Source organism: Delftia sp. BGA-UO-ETr-SB1 (genome assembly GCF_059567865.1).
The window spans coordinates 244,627-261,348 of record NZ_JCAQOW010000006.1; the positions used below are offsets into that span (position 1 = coordinate 244,627).

Annotated in this window: 13 protein-coding genes; 5 read left to right on the forward strand and 8 right to left on the reverse strand. The window is 70.5% G+C overall.

Annotation, left to right across the window (positions count from 1 at the left end):
- Positions 1–108 precede the first annotated feature (108 nt).
- The 3 genes from AC57B5_RS19955 to AC57B5_RS19965 all read left to right on the forward strand — a co-directional run bounded on the left by AC57B5_RS19955 (position 109) and on the right by AC57B5_RS19965 (position 7,295).
- Positions 109–3,252, forward strand: coding sequence for a hypothetical protein (locus AC57B5_RS19955; RefSeq protein ID WP_496400193.1), 3,144 nt, complete (start codon positions 109–111; stop codon positions 3,250–3,252).
- 31 nt (positions 3,253–3,283) lie between these two features.
- Positions 3,284–5,011 carry an SWIM zinc finger family protein gene (locus AC57B5_RS19960; RefSeq protein ID WP_496400194.1) on the forward strand — a complete coding sequence of 576 codons (1,728 nt, stop codon included), beginning with the start codon at positions 3,284–3,286 and terminating at the stop codon, positions 5,009–5,011.
- Positions 5,012–5,318: 307 nt separating this feature from the next.
- Entirely contained in the window at positions 5,319–7,295 is a 1,977-nt protein-coding gene (locus AC57B5_RS19965) for a reverse transcriptase family protein (RefSeq protein WP_496400195.1), read from the forward strand.
- 20 nt (positions 7,296–7,315) lie between these two features.
- Here the strand turns inward: AC57B5_RS19965 and AC57B5_RS19970 are convergent, their stop codons facing one another.
- Both AC57B5_RS19970 and AC57B5_RS19975 read right to left on the reverse strand, forming a co-directional pair.
- Positions 7,316–8,149: a helix-turn-helix domain-containing protein gene (locus AC57B5_RS19970; RefSeq protein ID WP_496400196.1), complete on the reverse strand. Its 834-nt coding sequence runs from the start codon at positions 8,147–8,149 to the stop codon at positions 7,316–7,318.
- 31 nt (positions 8,150–8,180) lie between these two features.
- The gene (locus AC57B5_RS19975) at positions 8,181–8,564 is read right to left on the reverse strand and encodes a hypothetical protein (protein WP_016447388.1); all 384 of its coding nucleotides are present in this window, start codon (positions 8,562–8,564) and stop codon (positions 8,181–8,183) included.
- Between the two features lie 223 nt (positions 8,565–8,787).
- On the opposite strand from AC57B5_RS19975, the gene soxR reads away from it, so the two are divergent.
- Both soxR and AC57B5_RS19985 read left to right on the forward strand, forming a co-directional pair.
- On the forward strand, positions 8,788–9,291 hold the full coding sequence (soxR, locus tag AC57B5_RS19980) for a redox-sensitive transcriptional activator SoxR (RefSeq protein ID WP_012202096.1): 504 nt from the start codon (positions 8,788–8,790) through the stop codon (positions 9,289–9,291).
- A gap of 256 nt (positions 9,292–9,547) precedes the next feature.
- On the forward strand, positions 9,548–9,928 hold the full coding sequence (locus AC57B5_RS19985) for a T6SS amidase immunity protein Tai4 family protein (protein WP_496400197.1): 381 nt from the start codon (positions 9,548–9,550) through the stop codon (positions 9,926–9,928).
- A gap of 91 nt (positions 9,929–10,019) precedes the next feature.
- Here AC57B5_RS19985 and hutG read toward each other — a convergent pair whose 3' ends face one another.
- From hutG to AC57B5_RS20015, 6 genes are read right to left on the reverse strand one after another with little or no spacing between them, the layout of a single operon-like run.
- Positions 10,020–10,877, reverse strand: coding sequence for an N-formylglutamate deformylase (gene hutG / locus AC57B5_RS19990; RefSeq protein WP_199139789.1), 858 nt, complete (start codon positions 10,875–10,877; stop codon positions 10,020–10,022).
- Positions 10,878–10,891: 14 nt separating this feature from the next.
- Complete coding sequence (locus tag AC57B5_RS19995; protein ID WP_496400198.1) at positions 10,892–12,292, reverse strand: formimidoylglutamate deiminase; 1,401 nt, start codon at positions 12,290–12,292, stop codon at positions 10,892–10,894.
- The gene (locus AC57B5_RS20000) at positions 12,289–13,434 is read right to left on the reverse strand and encodes a histidinol-phosphate transaminase (protein WP_496400199.1); all 1,146 of its coding nucleotides are present in this window, start codon (positions 13,432–13,434) and stop codon (positions 12,289–12,291) included. Before AC57B5_RS20000 ends, AC57B5_RS19995 begins: the two co-directional genes overlap by 4 nt.
- The gene (locus tag AC57B5_RS20005) at positions 13,431–14,819 is read right to left on the reverse strand and encodes an FAD-binding oxidoreductase (RefSeq protein ID WP_496400200.1); all 1,389 of its coding nucleotides are present in this window, start codon (positions 14,817–14,819) and stop codon (positions 13,431–13,433) included. The genes AC57B5_RS20000 and AC57B5_RS20005 overlap by 4 nt, the downstream gene beginning before the upstream one ends.
- Positions 14,820–14,829: 10 nt before the next feature.
- On the reverse strand, positions 14,830–16,125 hold the full coding sequence (hutI, locus tag AC57B5_RS20010) for an imidazolonepropionase (RefSeq protein WP_310638497.1): 1,296 nt from the start codon (positions 16,123–16,125) through the stop codon (positions 14,830–14,832).
- A gap of 30 nt (positions 16,126–16,155) precedes the next feature.
- Positions 16,156–16,716, reverse strand: coding sequence for a HutD/Ves family protein (locus AC57B5_RS20015; RefSeq protein ID WP_496400201.1), 561 nt, complete (start codon positions 16,714–16,716; stop codon positions 16,156–16,158).
- Positions 16,717–16,722 lie beyond the last annotated feature (6 nt).

The window sequence follows — 16,722 nt, forward strand, 5'->3', positions numbered from 1 at the left end:
AGGGTGGCGGCCAGGTTTCACCAGGAACCGCCAGGTACCGCCAAAAGCCGCCGACTACTGCCGACGAACGCCGACACCCTCCATGGAAAAGCACTGGATGCCTGCCGCATGAATCTGCTTGCTCACGCCACACTGTCCCGGCCACAGGGACGCAACGAACGCATCAGCACCGTGAGGGTGCTGGCCCTGGAGATGCCGAGCGGCGACACCACGGCCACCGCAGCGCGCCATGTCGTGACCTTGCAGGTCACGCAATTGAAGGCCGGCGTCGTCGCGCAGGTCGATGACAGCACGCTCACCCCCTTGCCCCAGGCGCTGGAGCCTGCACGCCAGCGCGCGCTGGCCTACCTGCGCCAGCGCCTGGGCGCGGGCGATGTGCTGCAGTCCCATGAGGGCTTTGCGGAGCTGGATGCTGAAGCAGGCCCGGCGCCCTCCCCCGGCCCGGCCCGGGAACAGGCCACGGTGCCGCCCGGCCTGCCGGAGTCGGCCCTGCAGGCCGGCGCCATTTCCGCCCTGTGCAAACGCCTGGACGGCAGCGCCTGGCGGCTGATGCCCTCGGGCCAGCAGGCCCGGTTGGTGTGGCGGCTGGCCGAGTATGCGGACCCCGCGCGCAGCGGCGCCGCCCAGCGCCTGCTGCATGCCCAGGTTCCACGCCTGGTGGCACTGCTGGGCACGGGGGACGATCTGCTCGACTACTGCCTGGCCTACCTCATCGGGCGCCTGGGCGATGGCGGCGCGGCAGTGGCCCTCCAGGCGCTCTCGCAACGCGGCACCAGCGAGGCCACGCGCGATCTGGCGCACCAGGCCTGGCTGGCCCTGCTGGAGCCGCGGGAACGCCAGGCGGCGCTGCAGGAGTACCAGGCGCAGTGGGCCGGGATCCCCCCGCAGGAAAACGGCCCGAAAGAGGACGGACCGCAGGCCGAACAGGCCTTCTTCCAGGCCCTTGGGCCACAGGCGCTGCTGGCGGCCGATGCGCTGGGCGCGCACGACGGCGCCGTCCACCAGCAGCTGCTGGCCTGGATGGAGCGCATCCCCTTCACGCGCGCCTGGTGGCCGGCCCTGCGGCGCATCCACAAGCGTGCCGAGTGGCGGCGCGACCACGCCCTGCTGGCCGTGCTGCACGCGCGCTTCGATGGCCCGCGCGACGAGGGTGCCGTCTTCAGCCGCGACACCTCGCTGTACCTGCGCCTGCGCGGCTGGCGCCAGCTGCGGCGCATGGCCTCGGCCGACCACAGCGAAAGCGCCGCCCATGCCGCAGCCCTGCTCCAGGCCATGGACCGCTGCTGCGCGGGCCAGCCTGCCTCGCGCTCCGGCCGCCTGCCCGAATCGCGCTGGCTGCTCGCTGCCCGGCTGCTGCTGCCGCGCTGGCCGCAACTGCATGCCTCGGCCCGCGCCCACACCTGGTACACCGACGAGCCGCTGGACCTGCAGCAGCTGCCCGCGCAGCGCGTGGAAGGGCTATCGGCCATGTGGGACGCCCACCCCGGGCAACTGCTGCAACTGGTGGGCCGTTCGCAGTCCACGCTGCTGCTGTGGTCGCTCACGCGCGCCCTGCAGGACCAGAAGGCCTTTCTGGACGGCCTCGATGCAGCGGCCACCGCGCCGCTGCTGCACAAAACCTATGCACCGGCGGCTGCGCTGGGCCTTCAGATCGCGCAGCAGCGCATGGTCTCGCTGACCGACGATGCGGCACGCCGGCCCTGGCTGCTGGCGCTTGCGCAATGCGGCGACGGGCCTGCCGCCAGCTACCTGGGCGCCTGGCTGTCGCGTGACCGCGCAGGCGCCGCGCGCGATGCCGAACTGGTGGCAGCCCTGCTGCTGTCACCGGCCGCCAGCTCGCGCACCCAGGGCCTGGCCCTGCTGTTTTATGCCGATGGTGCAGCCGTGGCCCTGGCCTTGCTGGCGGCGCTGCCCACGCTGGACACCGAAAGCCCCACGCTGGCCGATATCCGCGATGCCGTGCAGGCATTGTTCGATGGCAACGGCCCGCTGGCTGCGCAGGCCGCCAGCGTCCCGGCCCCGCCGCTGCACCACCTGCTGGCGCACTCGGTGACGGCGCTGGTGGAGATGGCCACCGCCTGGCTGCTGGCGCATCCGCAGGGCCTGCGGACCCTGCCCCCGGCGGCGTTGCGCGGGCTGCTGGAATCCGAGGAACCTGCGCGCATGGCCTGCGGCATCCGGCTCATGGGCAGCCTCGCCGATGACCTGCTGTGCGAGCAGGCCGCCATGCTGGCCGAATTCGCCGTATCGCCGCATGCTGCCTTGCGCGCAGCGGCAGCGCCCCTGGTCGAGCGCCTGGCCGGCACCCCCCTCTACAACACGCGCTGCAATGCCCAGATCGCCGAACGCCTGCACGAAGTGCTGTTCCGCGCGGAAAAGGCCGAAGGCGTGCACGACGCGGCGCTGCGGCTGCTCACCGGCCCGCTGGCCGCCGTGGCCCCGGCCCGCGATGCCTCGGGCATCTGGCGTGCCCTGCAGGCGCAGGCCAAGGGCGCACAGCGCTACGGCGCCTGGGGCCTGAAGGCGCTGGACCTGCAGGCCTACACGCTGCGCCAGTGGTCCACGCTGGCCCGTCATGCCGATGCCGACGTGCGCGCCTTGAGCCGCCAGAGCATCGATGCGCAGCTCACCCCCATGGACCGGACCCTGCCCGAGCAGGCCGAACAGCTGATGCCGCTGGCCGACGCCCTGTTTGCCGACACGCAGCAGTACGCACGCGAGATGTTCGGCCAGCGGCTGCCGGACGGCGCCCTGTCGCCGCAGCTGCTGCTCGGCTGGGTCGATCATGCCCAGCCCTGGGTGCAGGCCCTGGGCCGCCAGCGGCTCGCGCAGCACATGAGCGCGCCCGAGGCCAGCCTCTTCCTCACGCGCCTGGCCCAGCACCCCGCCACCAGCGTGCAGCTGTTCGTCACGCAATGGCTGCTCGCCCTGCCCGACGAGCCCGCGCCGCAGCGCGCGGCGCGCCTGCAGGAGCTGCAGCCCTACTTCCTGGCCGTGCTCAGCCAGGTGCACCGCGCGCGCGCCAGCAAGACGCGCGTGCTGCATTTCCTGCGCAGCCAGGTGCAGGCGCCCGAGACCGCCGCCGTGGTGGCGGCCATCTTTGCGCGGCAGGTGGTCAGCGCCAGCCATGCCGACCAACCCGACTATGTGGCCGGGCTGCGCGACATCGTGCAGCGCCATCCCCAGCTGGCGCAAAGCTTCATGCAGCCCCTGGCGGCGGAGCGGCGCGGCCAGGCCCCGTCTTCAACCTGAGCGCCGCAACAAGGCACGGAGTCGATCGGACATGGAATTTCGCTATCAGTACTACGGCAGCACGCAGGTCAACGACACGGCGGCCGAGCAGGCCTTCTCCTTCGCGCCCGACCTGCTGCGCCCACCCACGCGCTTCGACGGCCTGCTCCGGCGCGACGGCCCGGCCTACCTGCAGGTGCGCGAAGGGCTGTCCGCGCTGCACAGCGTGGTGGTCAGCGACCTGCGCACGCGCGGCCGCGACAAGACGGCCTACCGCGAATGGCTGCAGGAGCACGAAGCGCAAATGCTGGCCACCTTCATGGCCGACACCGGCGGCGCCCAGGCGCGCGCCAAGGAAATCAGCGCCGAACTCAAGGACCTGCGCGAGACCCGCAACCAGGTGCTCACCCCCTTCTACAAGGCCCAGCGCAAGTACTTCGACTGGCTGTTCGTGGCCAACCGCGATGCCTGGTATGTGCTGGACCCCGTGATCACCGTGCACCCGGACCGGCTGCTGTTCGAGGCCTTCAGCCAGGACGAGTCGAGCTACTGCGCGGTCAGCATCCGGCACGAGGCCTTCGAGCATGCGGGCGAGCGCATCTGCGGCACCACCAACATCGATTACTCGGCCAGCCTCTACGAAGAATTCCAGAAGATCCGCAACTACCGGGACACGCGGCTGACGCTGGACCCGGCCGGCTTTGCCGTGCAGGTGGGCGGCGACCCCGCGCTGCGCGAGGAAAAGATCGACCTGCCCGACAGCTGGCTGCGCGGCTTCGTGCAGGTCTCCAGCGCCATGGCCCTGCCCGCCACCGTGCTGGAGCTGCACCCCATGGACCTGTTCAACATCTGCGCGCGGCTGCGTGCCCGGCGCGAGCGCCACGGCCCGCGCGCGCTGCGCTTCGAGCTGGCGCCGGGACAGCCGCCCACCGTGGTGTTCGAGCCCTGGGAGGAGCGCCTGGCCACCCGGCGCTCGCACGTCGTCAGCGATGCCATGGGCACGGGCGGCGGCACCATCCGCCTGTGGGGGCGCCGCCGCCTGCTCACGCTGGAGCGGCTGATCTCCCAGGCCACGCGCGTGCGCGTGCACCTGCTGGGCAGCGGCATGCCCAGCTTCTGGGTGATCGAGCTGGGCCTGGTCACGGTCACGCTGGGCCTGTCGGGCTGGAGCGCCAACGACTGGGCCGCCAGCGCACGCTTTCACCTGATGGCGCCGCAGGCCGAGGTCACGCCTGCCGATGTCCAGACCGTGGGCCGGCAACTGCAGTCGTGCTGGCAGGCCGGCGCGCAGGATCTGGCCCAGGCCACGGGCCTGTCCACGGCCCAGGTGCACACGGCCATGACACGCTGGATGCAGGCCGGGCGCGCGGTCTACGACCTGGACGCCGGGCGCTACGCCTGGCGCGAGCTGCTGCGCGAGCCGCTGACGGCGCAGCAATTGCAGCCCGCCAACCCCGAGGAGGACAAGGCGCTGGCCCTGGTGCGCGGCAAGGCCATTGCCCCGCCGCGCATCGACCGCAAGGACGGGTTCAGCCGCATCACCGGCCAGATCCCGCGCGCCGACGGCAAGCGCCTGTTCGACACCCAGCTCGAACTCGATGCCGACGAGCGCCTGACCGATGCGCGCTGCAGCTGCAACCACTACCAGCAGTACCGGCTGCGCCAGGGGCCCTGCGAGCACATGATTGCGCTGCGCCTGGTGGCGCAGCCCCAGCTCGATGCCGCCCGCCAGCCGACCGGCCCGCAGATGAAGGCCGCAGGACAAGGAGAAATCGCGTGAACCGCTTCAATTGCTCTACACTGCCACGCGGAGCGACGCGCAGGCTCTTGCAATCCGGGTGGTGTTTCGCCACCCTTGTGAACTGCCGTTTCATGCACCACGGGCGCCGTTTTCACTGTGCCACCCCAGCGACGGTATGCGTTTTCCTGAGTGGCTTACCACAAGCGAAACACGCATACCGTCGCGGGGTGGCGTCGAGCGAACAGCTCCCGTCCCGTGAGCCCTGCGGGCTCTTCGACGAGAAGCGCGTCGCTCCATTTCTTTGCCCGCCGCACAGCGGCCGGGCCCGCCTTGCCTGGGTGGCCGCATGAGCCAGCCGCAACCCACACGCGCCGAGATCTACGAGCGCATCAAGGCATCGAGCAAACAGGAAGTCATCCTCGACGAGATGCAGCGCCTGGGCTTCTGGCCCAAGGGCGAGGGGCAGCCGCAGCTGGCCGCAGCCCACATCCAGCGCGAGGGCGAGCTGCAGCGCGAGCTGGCCGAGCTGCGCCAGCAGATCGCCGTGCGCCAGAACCCCGAGCGCGCATTGCGCCAGATGCGCAAGGAGCGCATGCAAAAGGCGCTGGCCCAGCGCGAGGACACCAAACGCCGCCAGGCCCAGGAGCGCCACGACAAGGCGCTGGCCTGGCATGCGAAGCGGGCCACGCACGTGGGCTATCTGGGCCCCGGCGTCTCCGCTGCCCTGCAGGGGCCGCAGGCCGGTGAGGCACCGCCTGCTGCCGGGGAACGCCGGCAGGCCGACCCGCAAAGGCTGGCCCGGCATGGCCTGCCGGAACTTGCCGATGCGGCGCAGCTGGCCGATGCCATGGGCATCACCGTGGCCGAGCTGCGCTTCCTGGGCTTTCACCGCGAGGTGGCCCGCACCCACCACTACCACTCGTTCACCCTGCCCAAGAAGACCGGCGGCGAGCGGCTGATCTCCGCGCCCATGCCGCGCCTCAAGCGCGCGCAGTACTGGGTGCTGGACAACATCCTCGCCAAGGTGCCCGCGCACGATGCCGCGCACGGCTTCCTGGCCGGCCGCTCCATCGTGAGCAATGCCGCGCCGCATGCGGGCCACGACGTGGTCATCAACCTGGATGTGAAGGACTTCTTTCCCAGCATTGCCTTCGGCCGCATCAAGGGCGTGTTCCGTCATCTGGGCTATGGCGAGGCCATGGCCACCCTCCTGGCCCTGCTGTGCAGCGAAAACCGCGCCCAGGCCTGGCAGGTGGATGGCGAGAAGCTCTTCGTCGGCGGCAAGGCGCGCGAGCGCGTGCTGCCCCAGGGCGCGCCCACCAGCCCCATGCTCACCAACCTGCTGTGCCGCCGCCTGGACCGGCGCCTGCTGGGCCTGGCCAGGCAGCTGGGCTTTGTGTACACGCGCTATGCGGACGACCTGACCTTCTCGGCCTCGGGCGAGGCCGCGCGCGACAACGTGGGCCGGCTGCTGGGCCGCGTGCGCTGGATACTGCGCGACGAAGGCTTCACGCCCCACCCCGACAAGGAGCGCGTGATGCGCAAGGGCCGCCGCCAGGAGGTCACGGGACTGGTGGTGAACGCGGACAAGCCCGGCGTATCGCGCGAGACGCGCAGGCGCCTGCGCGCCGCCCTGCACCGCGCCACGCAGGCCAGCGCCGGCAAGCCGGCGCACTGGCAGGGGCAGGCAGCCCAGCCCTCGCAATTGCTGGGACTGGCGCAGTTCGTGTACCAGGTCGACCCCGTGCAGGGCGGCCCGCTGCTGGGCCAGGCCCGCCAGCTCACGCGCAGCCCCATCGACCGCGCCAACGATGCCCTGCTGCAGGCCAGCCGGCAGGACCGCGCGGCGGCGCGTGCACAGCCGCCCGCAAGCGCACAGTTCCGGCGTCTGGCCGCCAGCGGGCAGGCGCCTGCGCTGGCCAGCGGCAAGACGTGGTGGCAGCCGGCCGAGCCGGCGGCACCCGTGATCGAGAAGACCGACCAGCAGCGGCGCGAACAGCGGCTGCAGGAGCGCGAGGCCGCACGCGCCCAGGCAGCTGCGGCCGCACGGCCGGCCGTGGACACGCCGCAGCAGCAGCCCGCACAGGCGCCGAGCCCCGACGCCCAGGCCCCCGGCCCATCGCCGATGCCCGGCCTGCTGACCTACTGGACGCAGATCGTGATCTGCTTCTTGCTGGGCACGGTGTTCCAGGCACGCCTGATCACGCTGATCGGCATCGTGCTGGTCCTGCTCCTGCGCTACCGGCGCATACGGCGCTGGGATGTCTTTGCCGCTGCGATGGTGGTGGCCGTGCTGCTGGGCCTGGGGCTGCGGCTGTCGTGATGTTCGCGGGGCCGCAGGCCTCAGAGGCCTGCGGCCCCGCCCGCCAAGGGTGCGCTGCGCAGCGCCAGGAAGCGGCGCGGCGAAGTGCCCACCGCCTTGCGGAACATGGTCACGAAGGCGGGTGCGCTCTCGTAGCCCAGGGCATCTGCCACGGTCTGTATGCGCAGCCCCTCGGACAGCTTTTGCAGTGCGGTGAGCACATGCAGCTGGCGGCGCCACTGGTTGACCGTAAGCCCGGTCTCGGCCAGGAACAGCCGCGTCATGCTGCGCTCGCTCATGCCGATGCGCTGGGCCCAGTCGGCCAGCCGTGCCTGCAGCTGCGGCTGCTCGCACAGGGCGTTGGTCATGCGGCGCAGGCGCCGGTCGTGCGGCAGGGGCAGGTGCAGTCCTTCGGGCTGCGCCGCCTGGATCTCGTCGAGCAGCACCTGCATGAGCCGGCCATCGCCGCTGTCGGGCTCGTAGTCCTGCGGCAGGCCCTGCACGCGGTCCAGCAGCGCACTGAGAAAGGGCGAGACGGCCAGCGCATGGCAGGGTCCGGGCACGGGGCGCACGGCCCCTGCCTCGACAAAGACCACGTAGCCGCTGGCCGCACCGCTGCAGCTGACGCGGTGCAGCGTGCCGCCCGGAATCCAGGCGGCGCTGCGCGGCGGCACCACGCAGACGCCCGCATCGGTCTCCAGCGTGATCAGCCCCGCATGGGTGACCATGAGCTGGCTCTTGCGGTGGGCATGGAAGTTCATCCCCCAGTCGCCGGGGCCCGACCGCATGGGCAGGACGATCACGGGACGGTCCACATGATCGGGGTCCCATCTCTCGGGCAGGACTTTGAGCAGGGCGGAATCCACGGCATTCATGGTGTTTCTCTCAGTTCATGTCAATCGGTCATCAATCGGACCCGAGCAGCTCCCGTGCACGCTGCTGCGCCTCCTCGGGGGAGGCCACCAGCAGCATGGGATAGCCCCAGGCCTTGCCGAACATCTGTGCGAAGGCCTCGGCCTCGGCGCGCTTGTGCGCATCGGGCTCGGCGTGGACCAGGGCGCGCACCAGGCTTTTGAGCTCGGGGCGGCGGGCCTTCATCCACAGCACGACCTGCTTGCGCTCCTCGGGCGAGCGCTCCTCCTGGGACATGTCGCCGTCGCTGAAGAAGACAAAGGCCTGGCCGCGGGCCAGCAGGGCCGAGAAGTCTTCCAGCAAGCGGTCCACAGGCACGGCCTTGTCGCGCTCGTAGCCCATGCGGACCAGGGGAAAGCTGCTGCTGTCGATGTACATGGAAACCTCCGGCCGATGCCATTCAATACAAATGAGACCCATTACTGTATGAATGAACGGCAGCTGCGTCATTGCAGCACTCAGCCAAAGAATTTCGCAGTCCGGCCAGGACGCTCGCATGGGCGGTACAGACCCGGTTGCCCTGTTCCTGCGCTTTCGCTCAGAATGGCCGCATTCTTCGAGTTCAAGTGAACTTGAAGTCAAGCCACAAAGGAAAGCCACCATGAAAACCGAGGATGATCCGCTGCTCAGCATCGGCGACGTGGCGCAGCGCAGCGGGGTCAAGGCCTCGGCGCTGCGCTTTTACGAGTCGCTGAACCTGATCGAGTCCGTGCGCAGCGCCAGCGGCCACCGGCGCTACCACCGCTCGTCGCTGCGGCGCATCGCCTTCGTGGTGTTCGCCCAGCGCATAGGCTTCACGCTGGAGGAGATCGCCGAGCAGCTGGCCAAGCTGCCCAGCCGCCATGTCCCCACGGGCGGGGACTGGCAGAAGATGTCGCGGGTCTGGAAGCAGCGGCTGGACGACCGCATAGGCGAGCTGCAGCGGCTCAGCGAGAGCCTGGACCAGTGCATTGGCTGCGGTTGCCTGTCACTGCGCCACTGCGTGCTGCACAACCCCGGCGACCTGTGCGCACAGAACGGCCCCGGGCCACGCCGCTGGCTGGGCGACCCGCCGCCCGTGGCCATGGGCGGGCCCTGCCCGGGCCACTGCCACGACGAAGGCTGATCAGGATGAGCTATGTTCCCAACATGACGAGATTTCCAATTCCGGAGGGCAGCACCTACAAAACCGTGAGTGGGGCTGACGGTAGACAGTACATGGACGGAGTGGGAATCATCGTCGTCAAAGGCCACGGATGGGGCAACGCAATCGGCCATGTGACCCTATGGAACGGCACAGAATGCTCTGACACTTGCCACTTGATGTCGGACCCTGACAACGGCACGTTCGTGCCCGATATGGCATCCATTTGGGTATTGCCATGAAGCCCGCAGTCCTGCTATGGGTCTTGGCTGGTATCGCTTGCGCAACCGTGCAGGCGCAGACGCTCCCGCAAACAAGCAAGTACAGCCAGAAGACCCTTCTGAAGAATTGGGCGCTCAGCATTTGCCTGGCGCAAGTGGCTCAGGACGAGCGCACGGCCAGGGACGCCGGGTCCACCGCCGGAGCCTACCTGGAATTTGGTCAACAAGACTTGGCCGTGTATGACGACCTCCGGGCTCTGGTTGCCAAGTATGTTGCCCTGAAATACGGCGGCTCAGTGCCCTCGGAATTCAACACAATGAAGTGCATTGACCTGTTTCACAGCAAGGAGCTTGACCAGATCACCTCCAAGGCAGTGAAGAGTGTGAAGGTCAGGTAGGCCGGGACACAGAAAGGGCCAGCCAGTCAACGCTGCAAGGCAGAACGCCCATGCAGACGATGAAGATCTGCGGCCCCGGCGCGGCGCCGTGTCAGGTCGGCTTGCGCACGAAGTCCAGCACCGCCTGCAGCATGCGCTGCAGCGTGGGCTGGATCTGTTCGGCGCGCTCGGGAAGGTAGTCGAAGGGCAGGGCTTCCTGCATGTAGCTGCACTGCGTCATCTCCAGCTGCACGGCGTGGATGCCGGCCTCGGGCTGGCCGTAGTGGCGCGTGATGTAGCCGCCCGTGAAGCGGCCGTTGAGTATGGCGGTGTGGCCCGGCGCGGTCTGCGCAATGGCCAGCAGATGCTCGGCCAGCTCCAGCGCGCAGCTCGTGCCCTTGCCGGTGCCCAGGTTCAGGTCGGGCAGCTTGCCTTCGAAGAAACGCGGCAGCACCGAGCGGATGGAGTGCGCGTCCCACAGCGCCACGGTGCCGTGCACGGCCTTGAGGCGGTCCAGTTCGGCGCGCAGCTGTGCATGGTACGGGCCCCAGATGGCTTCGCGGCGCGCGGCGATTTCGGCGTCTGCGGGCACATCGGCCGGGTCGGCGTACAGCGGCGTGTCGTCGAAGGTGTCCACGGGGCACAGGCCGGTGACGCTCTGGCCCGGGTAGAGGCTGGCGCCATCGGGCGGACGGTTCAGGTCCACCACATAGCGCGAATGCGTGGCCACGAGGATGGAGGCGCCCATGGCCTTGGCGAACTCGTACAGGCGCGGCAGGTGCCAGTCGGTGTCGGGCACGTGGCGGGCTTCCTCGGTCAGGCGCGCGGCGATGTCGGGCGGCACATGGGTGCCCGCATGCGGCATGGAGATCAGCAGCGGCGCCGTGCCCTGGTGGAAGACGAAGGGAGGGGGAGCGGTATCGGTCATGGTGTGATTCTGGAACGTTTCTGGCGGATTTTGCGGGCCCATGGCATGCGGGTGCCTCAGGATTGCAGGGTGGCCGTGCGGGCCGCGACAAAGCCATGGGCTGCCGCCTCGTGCAGCGCATGCCGTCCGGCCTGCACGCGGCGCTCGCCGCCCACCCAGAGGCTGTGCAGGGCGCTGCTGCGGTGGCTGCCGAAGACATGGGCCGAGACCATGGCCTGCACCGGCAGGCCGGCCAGTGCCACATGGCCTGCATCCAGCGCCAGGAAGTCGGCCTGCTGGCCCACGGCCAGCCCGGCCACGGGGCGGCCTGCGGCCTGGGCGCCGCCCTGCACGGCGGCGGTCCACAGCGCGGTGCCCACCTGCGGGTCGGGGCCTGCCAGCACATTGCGCTGGCGCAGCGACAGGCGCTGGCTGTATTCGAGCATCAGCAGTTCCTCGGCCGCGTTGACGCAGGCATGGCTGTCCGAGCCCACGCCCCAGGCGCCGCCGTGGCCCAGCCATTGCGGCATGTCGAAGATGCCATCGCCCAGGTTGGCCTCGGTGGTGGGGCAGATGCCGGCCACGGCGCCGCTGCGCGCGGCGCCCGCGTATTCACCGGGCGTCATGTGGGTGGCGTGGACCAGGCACCAGCGTGCGTCCACGGGGGCATGCTCCAGCAGCCATTGCACGGGGCGCTGGCCGCTCCAGGCCAGGCAGTCGTCCACCTCCTGTGTCTGCTCGGCAATGTGGATGTGGACGGGCGCGCGCGCGTCCAGCGCCGACAGGCCCTCCACCGCCACGCGCAGGCTGTCGGGCGGCACGGCGCGCAGCGAGTGCGGCGCCAGGCCCAGGGCCGCGCCCTGGGCACGGGCCTCGGGCAGCAGGCGCTGCAGCAGGGCCAGCATGTTGTCGGTGCTGCGGATGAAGCGCGCCTGGTCGGCGCGCGGTGGCTTGCCGCCGAAGCCGCTGGTCTGGTAGAGCACGGGCAGCAGGGTGATGCCCATGCCGGCCTTGCGCGCGGCGCGCAGCAGGGCCAGGGACAGCGTGGCGTCGTCGGCATAGGGCCGGCCATCCCGGTCGTGGTGCACGTAGTGGAATTCGCAGACCGAGGTGTAGCCGGCCTCCAGCATCTCCACGTACAGCCAGGTGGCGATGGCCTCCAGCGACTCGGGCGTGATGCGCGCGGCAAAGCGGTACATGAGGTCGCGCCAGCTCCAGAAGCTGTCCTGGGCCTCGGCGCGGTATTCGGTCAGGCCCGCAAAGGCGCGCTGGAAGGCATGCGAGTGCAGGTTGGGCATGCCGGGCAGCACGGGGCCGGGCGCGCGCGGCGCGCTGCCTGGCTGTGCGTCGGCCTGTACGGCCTGCAGGCGCCCTGCGCCATCCCAGCGCAGCAGCACATTGCGCGCCCAGCCCGTGGGCAGCAGCGCGTGCTCGGCGAACAGCGTGCGGCTGTCGTGTGTCGGGTCGATGCCGCTCATTGCACGGCCTCCAGGATCTCGGCCAGCGCGCGCACGAAGCGTTCGTTGTCGGCCTCCGTGCCCACGGAGACGCGGATGAAGTGCTCGAAGCCCGGCTCCTTCCAGGGCTTGGTGATGATGCCCCGGACCAGCAGCGCCTCGTTCACGGGGCCGTTGGGACGGCCGATGTCGATGAACAGGAAGTTGGCCGCCGAAGGCGCCATCCGAAGTGCGGGCAGTGCAGGCAGGGCGGCCAGCCGCTGCGCCAGCACATCGCGCAGGCGCACGGTCTCGGCCACGCCGCGCTGCATGAAGCCCTCATCGCCCCAGGCCGCCAGCGCCGCCGCCTGGGCCGCCTGGTTGACGTTGAAGGGCGTGCGCACGCGGTCCAGCAGTTGCACCAGGGCCGCGTCGCTGGCCAGGCCGTAGCCCACGCGCAGGCCCGCCAGTCCCCAGGCCTTGGAGAAGGTGCGCAGCACGATCCAGGGCATGGCGCGGCCGCGCAGCAGGGCCAGCACGTCGGGGTAGCCGTCGGCGTGCAGGGCGTACTCGTAGTAGGCCTCGTCCACCACCAGCAGGGTCTGCGGCGGCGTGGCGTCCAGCAGGCGCACGAAATCGCCGGCGCTGAACATGCAGCCCACGGGATTGGAGGGATTGGCCAGCATGGCGATCTTGGGGCCGCGCGCCAGCGCCTGGCACCAGGCATCGACGTCGAAGCCCAGCGCGGGCGTCAGCTCCAGCAGCTCGACGCGGGCGCCCATCATGCGCGGGTAGATCTCGTGCAGGCCGAAGGCCGGGCGCTGGGTGAGCACGCGGTCGCCGGGCGAGAGAAACGCCTGGCAGAGCATCTGCAGGATGTCCTCGGAGCCATTGCCCACGGCAATGGCCTCGGCCGGCACGCCGGTGCGCGCTGCGATGGCCGCGCGCAGCGCCGTGCATTGCGCATCGGGATAGGTGCCCACATGCAGGGCCAGGTCGGCCAGGGCGCGGGCCACGGCAGGGCTGGCGCCAAAGGGGTTCTCGTTGCTCGCCAGCCGCGCGATCTCGGTGACGCCGTAGCGCGCCCGCACGGCCTCGGAGGACAGGCCTGCGTTGTACGGCGGCAGCGGCGGCACTTCGGGGCGTGCCAGGGTGTGGATCGCGTGGAGGGCGGGAGCGTTCATAGGTCGAATACCTTGCCGGGGTTGAACAGATGCAGGGGGTCCAGCGCCTGCTTGATGGCGCGCATCACGGCCAGTTCGGCCGGCGTGCGGCTGGCGCCGAGATAGGGCTTCTTGTGCAGGCCGATGCCGTGCTCGGCCGAGACGCTGCCGCCGAACTCGCCGACCAGGTGGTACAGCGCGGCCTCTACGCCTTCGCAGTCGCCGTTGGCGGTGGCACCGTCCACCGAGACATGCAGGTTGCCGTCGCCCACATGGCCGAAGAACAGCGAGTGGTGGCCGGGCCAGCGCGCGTCGAACGCGGCGCGGCAGGCATCGGCGAAGCGGCCGATGTCGGCCTGGGGCAGGCTGACGTCGAAGTTGACGGGCGGATGCATGTTCGTGTTGAGCTCGGCCGGCGCCTCGCGCAGCTTCCACAGCTGGCGCGCCTGTGCCACGGACTGGGCGATGACGGCATCGGCCACCTCGCCGGCCTCCATGGCCTCGCCCAGCGCCTCTTCCACGTCGGCGCGCAGCGTGGCCTCGTCCTTGCCGTCCACATCGATCAGGGCCAGCAGCGCATGCGCCTGGCCAAAGGGCGGCTGCAGCTTCTGCCAGCGGATGGAGGCCTGGATGAAGCTGTCCCACATCAGCTCGAAGGCCGCCACGCCGTTGCCAAAGCGCGATTGCATGCGCGCGAGCACGGACAGCGCCGCATCGAAGTCCGGCACGGCCACCAGGGCCGTGGCGCGGGCCTGGGGCGCGGGGCGCAGGCGCAGCAGCACGCGCGTGACGATGCCCAGCGTGCCCTCCGAGCCGATGAAGAACTGCTTGAGATCGTAGCCCGTGGTGTTCTTGAGCATGGGGCGCAGCATGGGCAGCACCGTGCCGTCGGCCAGCACCACCTCCAGGCCCAGCACCTGCTCGCGCATCATGCCGTGCTGCAGCACGCCGTTGCCGCCCGCATTGGTGGCCACGTTGCCGCCGATCTGGCAGCTGCCGCGCGCGCCCAGGTCCACGCCGAAGACCATGCCTGCGGCCACGGCCGCCTCCTGCACGGCCTGCAGCGTGGCGCCGGCCTGCACGGTCATCAGCGCGGTGCGCGCGTTCACGTCCTCGATGGCATTCATGCGCTCCATGGAGACGGCCACGGCACCCGCCACGGGCACGGCCGCGCCGGCCAGGCCCGTGAGCCCGCCCTGGGGCACGACAGGCACGCGGTGGGCCGTGCACAGGCGCATGAGCGCGCTGACCTCGTCGGTGCTGCGCGGGCGCACCAGGGCCAGCGGGCGCTGGGGCGGCGTGCCGCTCCAGTCGGTGTGGTAGCGCTCGGGCACATCGTCGCCGCGCTGCGCCACTTCGGCGCCCAGGGTGGAAATCAATTCATCGAGAAACAGTGCATGGGACATGAGCAGGCTTTCAGTGGCTCCCCTGCCTGCGGGTCCGCACGATGCGGCCCTGGCGCACGATGGTGCAATCAGGCTTGCTGCCGAACCAGTAGGCCAGCTCGGCCGCATGGCGCACGGGCCAGAGCACGAAGTGGGCGGGACGGCCGGCCGCGATCAGTCCATGCTCGTCCTGCAGGCCCAGGGCGCGCGCGGCATGGCGGGTGATGCCCGCCAGGGCCTCGGGCACGGTGAGCCGGAACAGGGTGCAGGCCATGTTGGCCATGAGCAAAAGGCTCAGGCAGGGGGAGGTGCCCGGATTGTGATCGGTAGAGACGGCCATGGGAACGCCCGCGGCGCGCAGGCCCGCGATGGGCGGCATGTGGGTGTCGCGCAGCGTGTAGTAGGCGCCGGGCAGCAGCACGGCCACGGAACCCGCGCCGCGCATGGCGGTGATGCCGGATTCGGACAGGTGCTCGATGTGGTCGCACGACAGCGCGCCATAGCGGGCCGCGAGGGCCGCCCCCTCCATGTTCGACAGCTGCTCGGCATGCAGCTTGACGGGCAGGCCCAGGCGGCGTGCGGCCTGGAAGACCTGCTCGGTCTCGGCCAGCGAGAAGGCGATGCGCTCGCAGAACACATCGACCGCATCGACCAGGCCCTCGGCCGCCAGTGCGGGCAGCATGGTGCCGGCGACCAGGTCGATGTAGTCCTGGCTGCGCCCTGCGTACTCGGGCGGCAGCGCATGCGCGCCCAGGAAGGTGGTGCGCACGGTCACGCCCAGGGCCTGGCCCAGGCGCCGGGCCACGCGCAGCTGCTTGCGCTCGTGCTCCAGCGCCAGGCCGTAGCCCGACTTGATCTCGATGGCGCAGACGCCCTCGTCCAGCAGCTGCTGCAGGCGCGGCAGGGCCTGGGCGAACAGCTCGTCCTCGCTGGCCTCGCGCGTGGCACGCACGCTGGAGACGATGCCGCCGCCGGCGCGTGCCACTTCCTCGTAGCTGGCGCCGTCCAGGCGCATGGCGAATTCGTTGGCGCGCTCGCCGCCATAGACCAGGTGGGTGTGGCAATCGACCAGGCCCGGCGTGGCCAGCATGCCCTGGCCGTCATGGCGCGGCAGGGACGCATATGCGGGCGGCAGGGCCTGCTGCGGCCCCACCCAGGCCACGCGGCCCTGCTGCACCACGATGCAGGCATCCTCCCCGTCACCCACGGCCTGGCCGGCCTCGAACATGTCAGGCGCCAGGCGCAGGTTCTGCCAGCAGCCGTCGGCCGAAGAGGATGGAGCGAGTGCGCAAGCGGATGCAGAAGCGGGTGCGTGGGGCTCGGTCATGGGGGGGGATTCCTTGGATGTCGTGGGTCGTCAGCAGGCTTGCAGCAGCACCTGCACCAGCCGCGCGTCGTCGGTCTGCGGCACCAGATGCTGCGGGTCGGGCTGCTGCACGCTCCACCACAGGCCCTGGCCGGGGATGAGCGCAGCGCCATCCGCCTGCCAGTCGCCCTGCAGCACCATGCACAGGCCGGCGTCGGCGCGGCCGGCGTCGGCAGCGCTGTTCAGCACCTGAACCTGCGCCCGCCACCGGCCGCGCCGCGCCATCACGTTGAAGTCGGTGGAAGTGCCGCCCAGCAGCGAGCAGCCCAGCGCCACATCGCCGGAGAACGCAAACGGCTGCCAGCGCGCGTCCAGCACATGGTCGATGCCTTCGCCGCGCAGGTGCACGCCGTCGCCATCGAGCAGCATGATCTGCCGGTCCACGCCCGCAAAGGCCGAGAACGGGCCGGGCTGGTCAATGGTGGCCACGCTGATGCGCCAGCCAAAGGCCTCCATGCCCGCCCCGGGCGGCCAGCAGGCGATCTCGCGCGTGCTGCCGCCCCCGTTCTTCCAGGGGCTGGCGGCGATCTGGTTCAGGTCGAAACGCTGCATTGCCGT

Excerpts from the sequence above, each read along its gene's own strand:
- AC57B5_RS19955 (WP_496400193.1), top strand. The coding sequence starts at position 109 with ATGAATCTGCTTGCTCACGCCACACTGTCCCGGCCACAGGGACGCAAC.
- AC57B5_RS19960 (WP_496400194.1), top strand. The coding sequence starts at position 3,284 with ATGGAATTTCGCTATCAGTACTACGGCAGCACGCAGGTCAACGACACG.
- AC57B5_RS19965 (WP_496400195.1), top strand. The coding sequence starts at position 5,319 with ATGAGCCAGCCGCAACCCACACGCGCCGAGATCTACGAGCGCATCAAG.
- AC57B5_RS19970 (WP_496400196.1), bottom strand. The coding sequence starts at position 8,149 with ATGAATGCCGTGGATTCCGCCCTGCTCAAAGTCCTGCCCGAGAGATGG.
- AC57B5_RS19975 (WP_016447388.1), bottom strand. The coding sequence starts at position 8,564 with ATGTACATCGACAGCAGCAGCTTTCCCCTGGTCCGCATGGGCTACGAG.
- soxR (WP_012202096.1), top strand. The coding sequence starts at position 8,788 with ATGAAAACCGAGGATGATCCGCTGCTCAGCATCGGCGACGTGGCGCAG.
- AC57B5_RS19985 (WP_496400197.1), top strand. The coding sequence starts at position 9,548 with ATGAAGCCCGCAGTCCTGCTATGGGTCTTGGCTGGTATCGCTTGCGCA.
- hutG (WP_199139789.1), bottom strand. The coding sequence starts at position 10,877 with ATGGGCCCGCAAAATCCGCCAGAAACGTTCCAGAATCACACCATGACC.
- AC57B5_RS19995 (WP_496400198.1), bottom strand. The coding sequence starts at position 12,292 with ATGAGCGGCATCGACCCGACACACGACAGCCGCACGCTGTTCGCCGAG.
- AC57B5_RS20000 (WP_496400199.1), bottom strand. The coding sequence starts at position 13,434 with ATGAACGCTCCCGCCCTCCACGCGATCCACACCCTGGCACGCCCCGAA.
- AC57B5_RS20005 (WP_496400200.1), bottom strand. The coding sequence starts at position 14,819 with ATGTCCCATGCACTGTTTCTCGATGAATTGATTTCCACCCTGGGCGCC.
- hutI (WP_310638497.1), bottom strand. The coding sequence starts at position 16,125 with ATGACCGAGCCCCACGCACCCGCTTCTGCATCCGCTTGCGCACTCGCT.
- AC57B5_RS20015 (WP_496400201.1), bottom strand. The coding sequence starts at position 16,716 with ATGCAGCGTTTCGACCTGAACCAGATCGCCGCCAGCCCCTGGAAGAAC.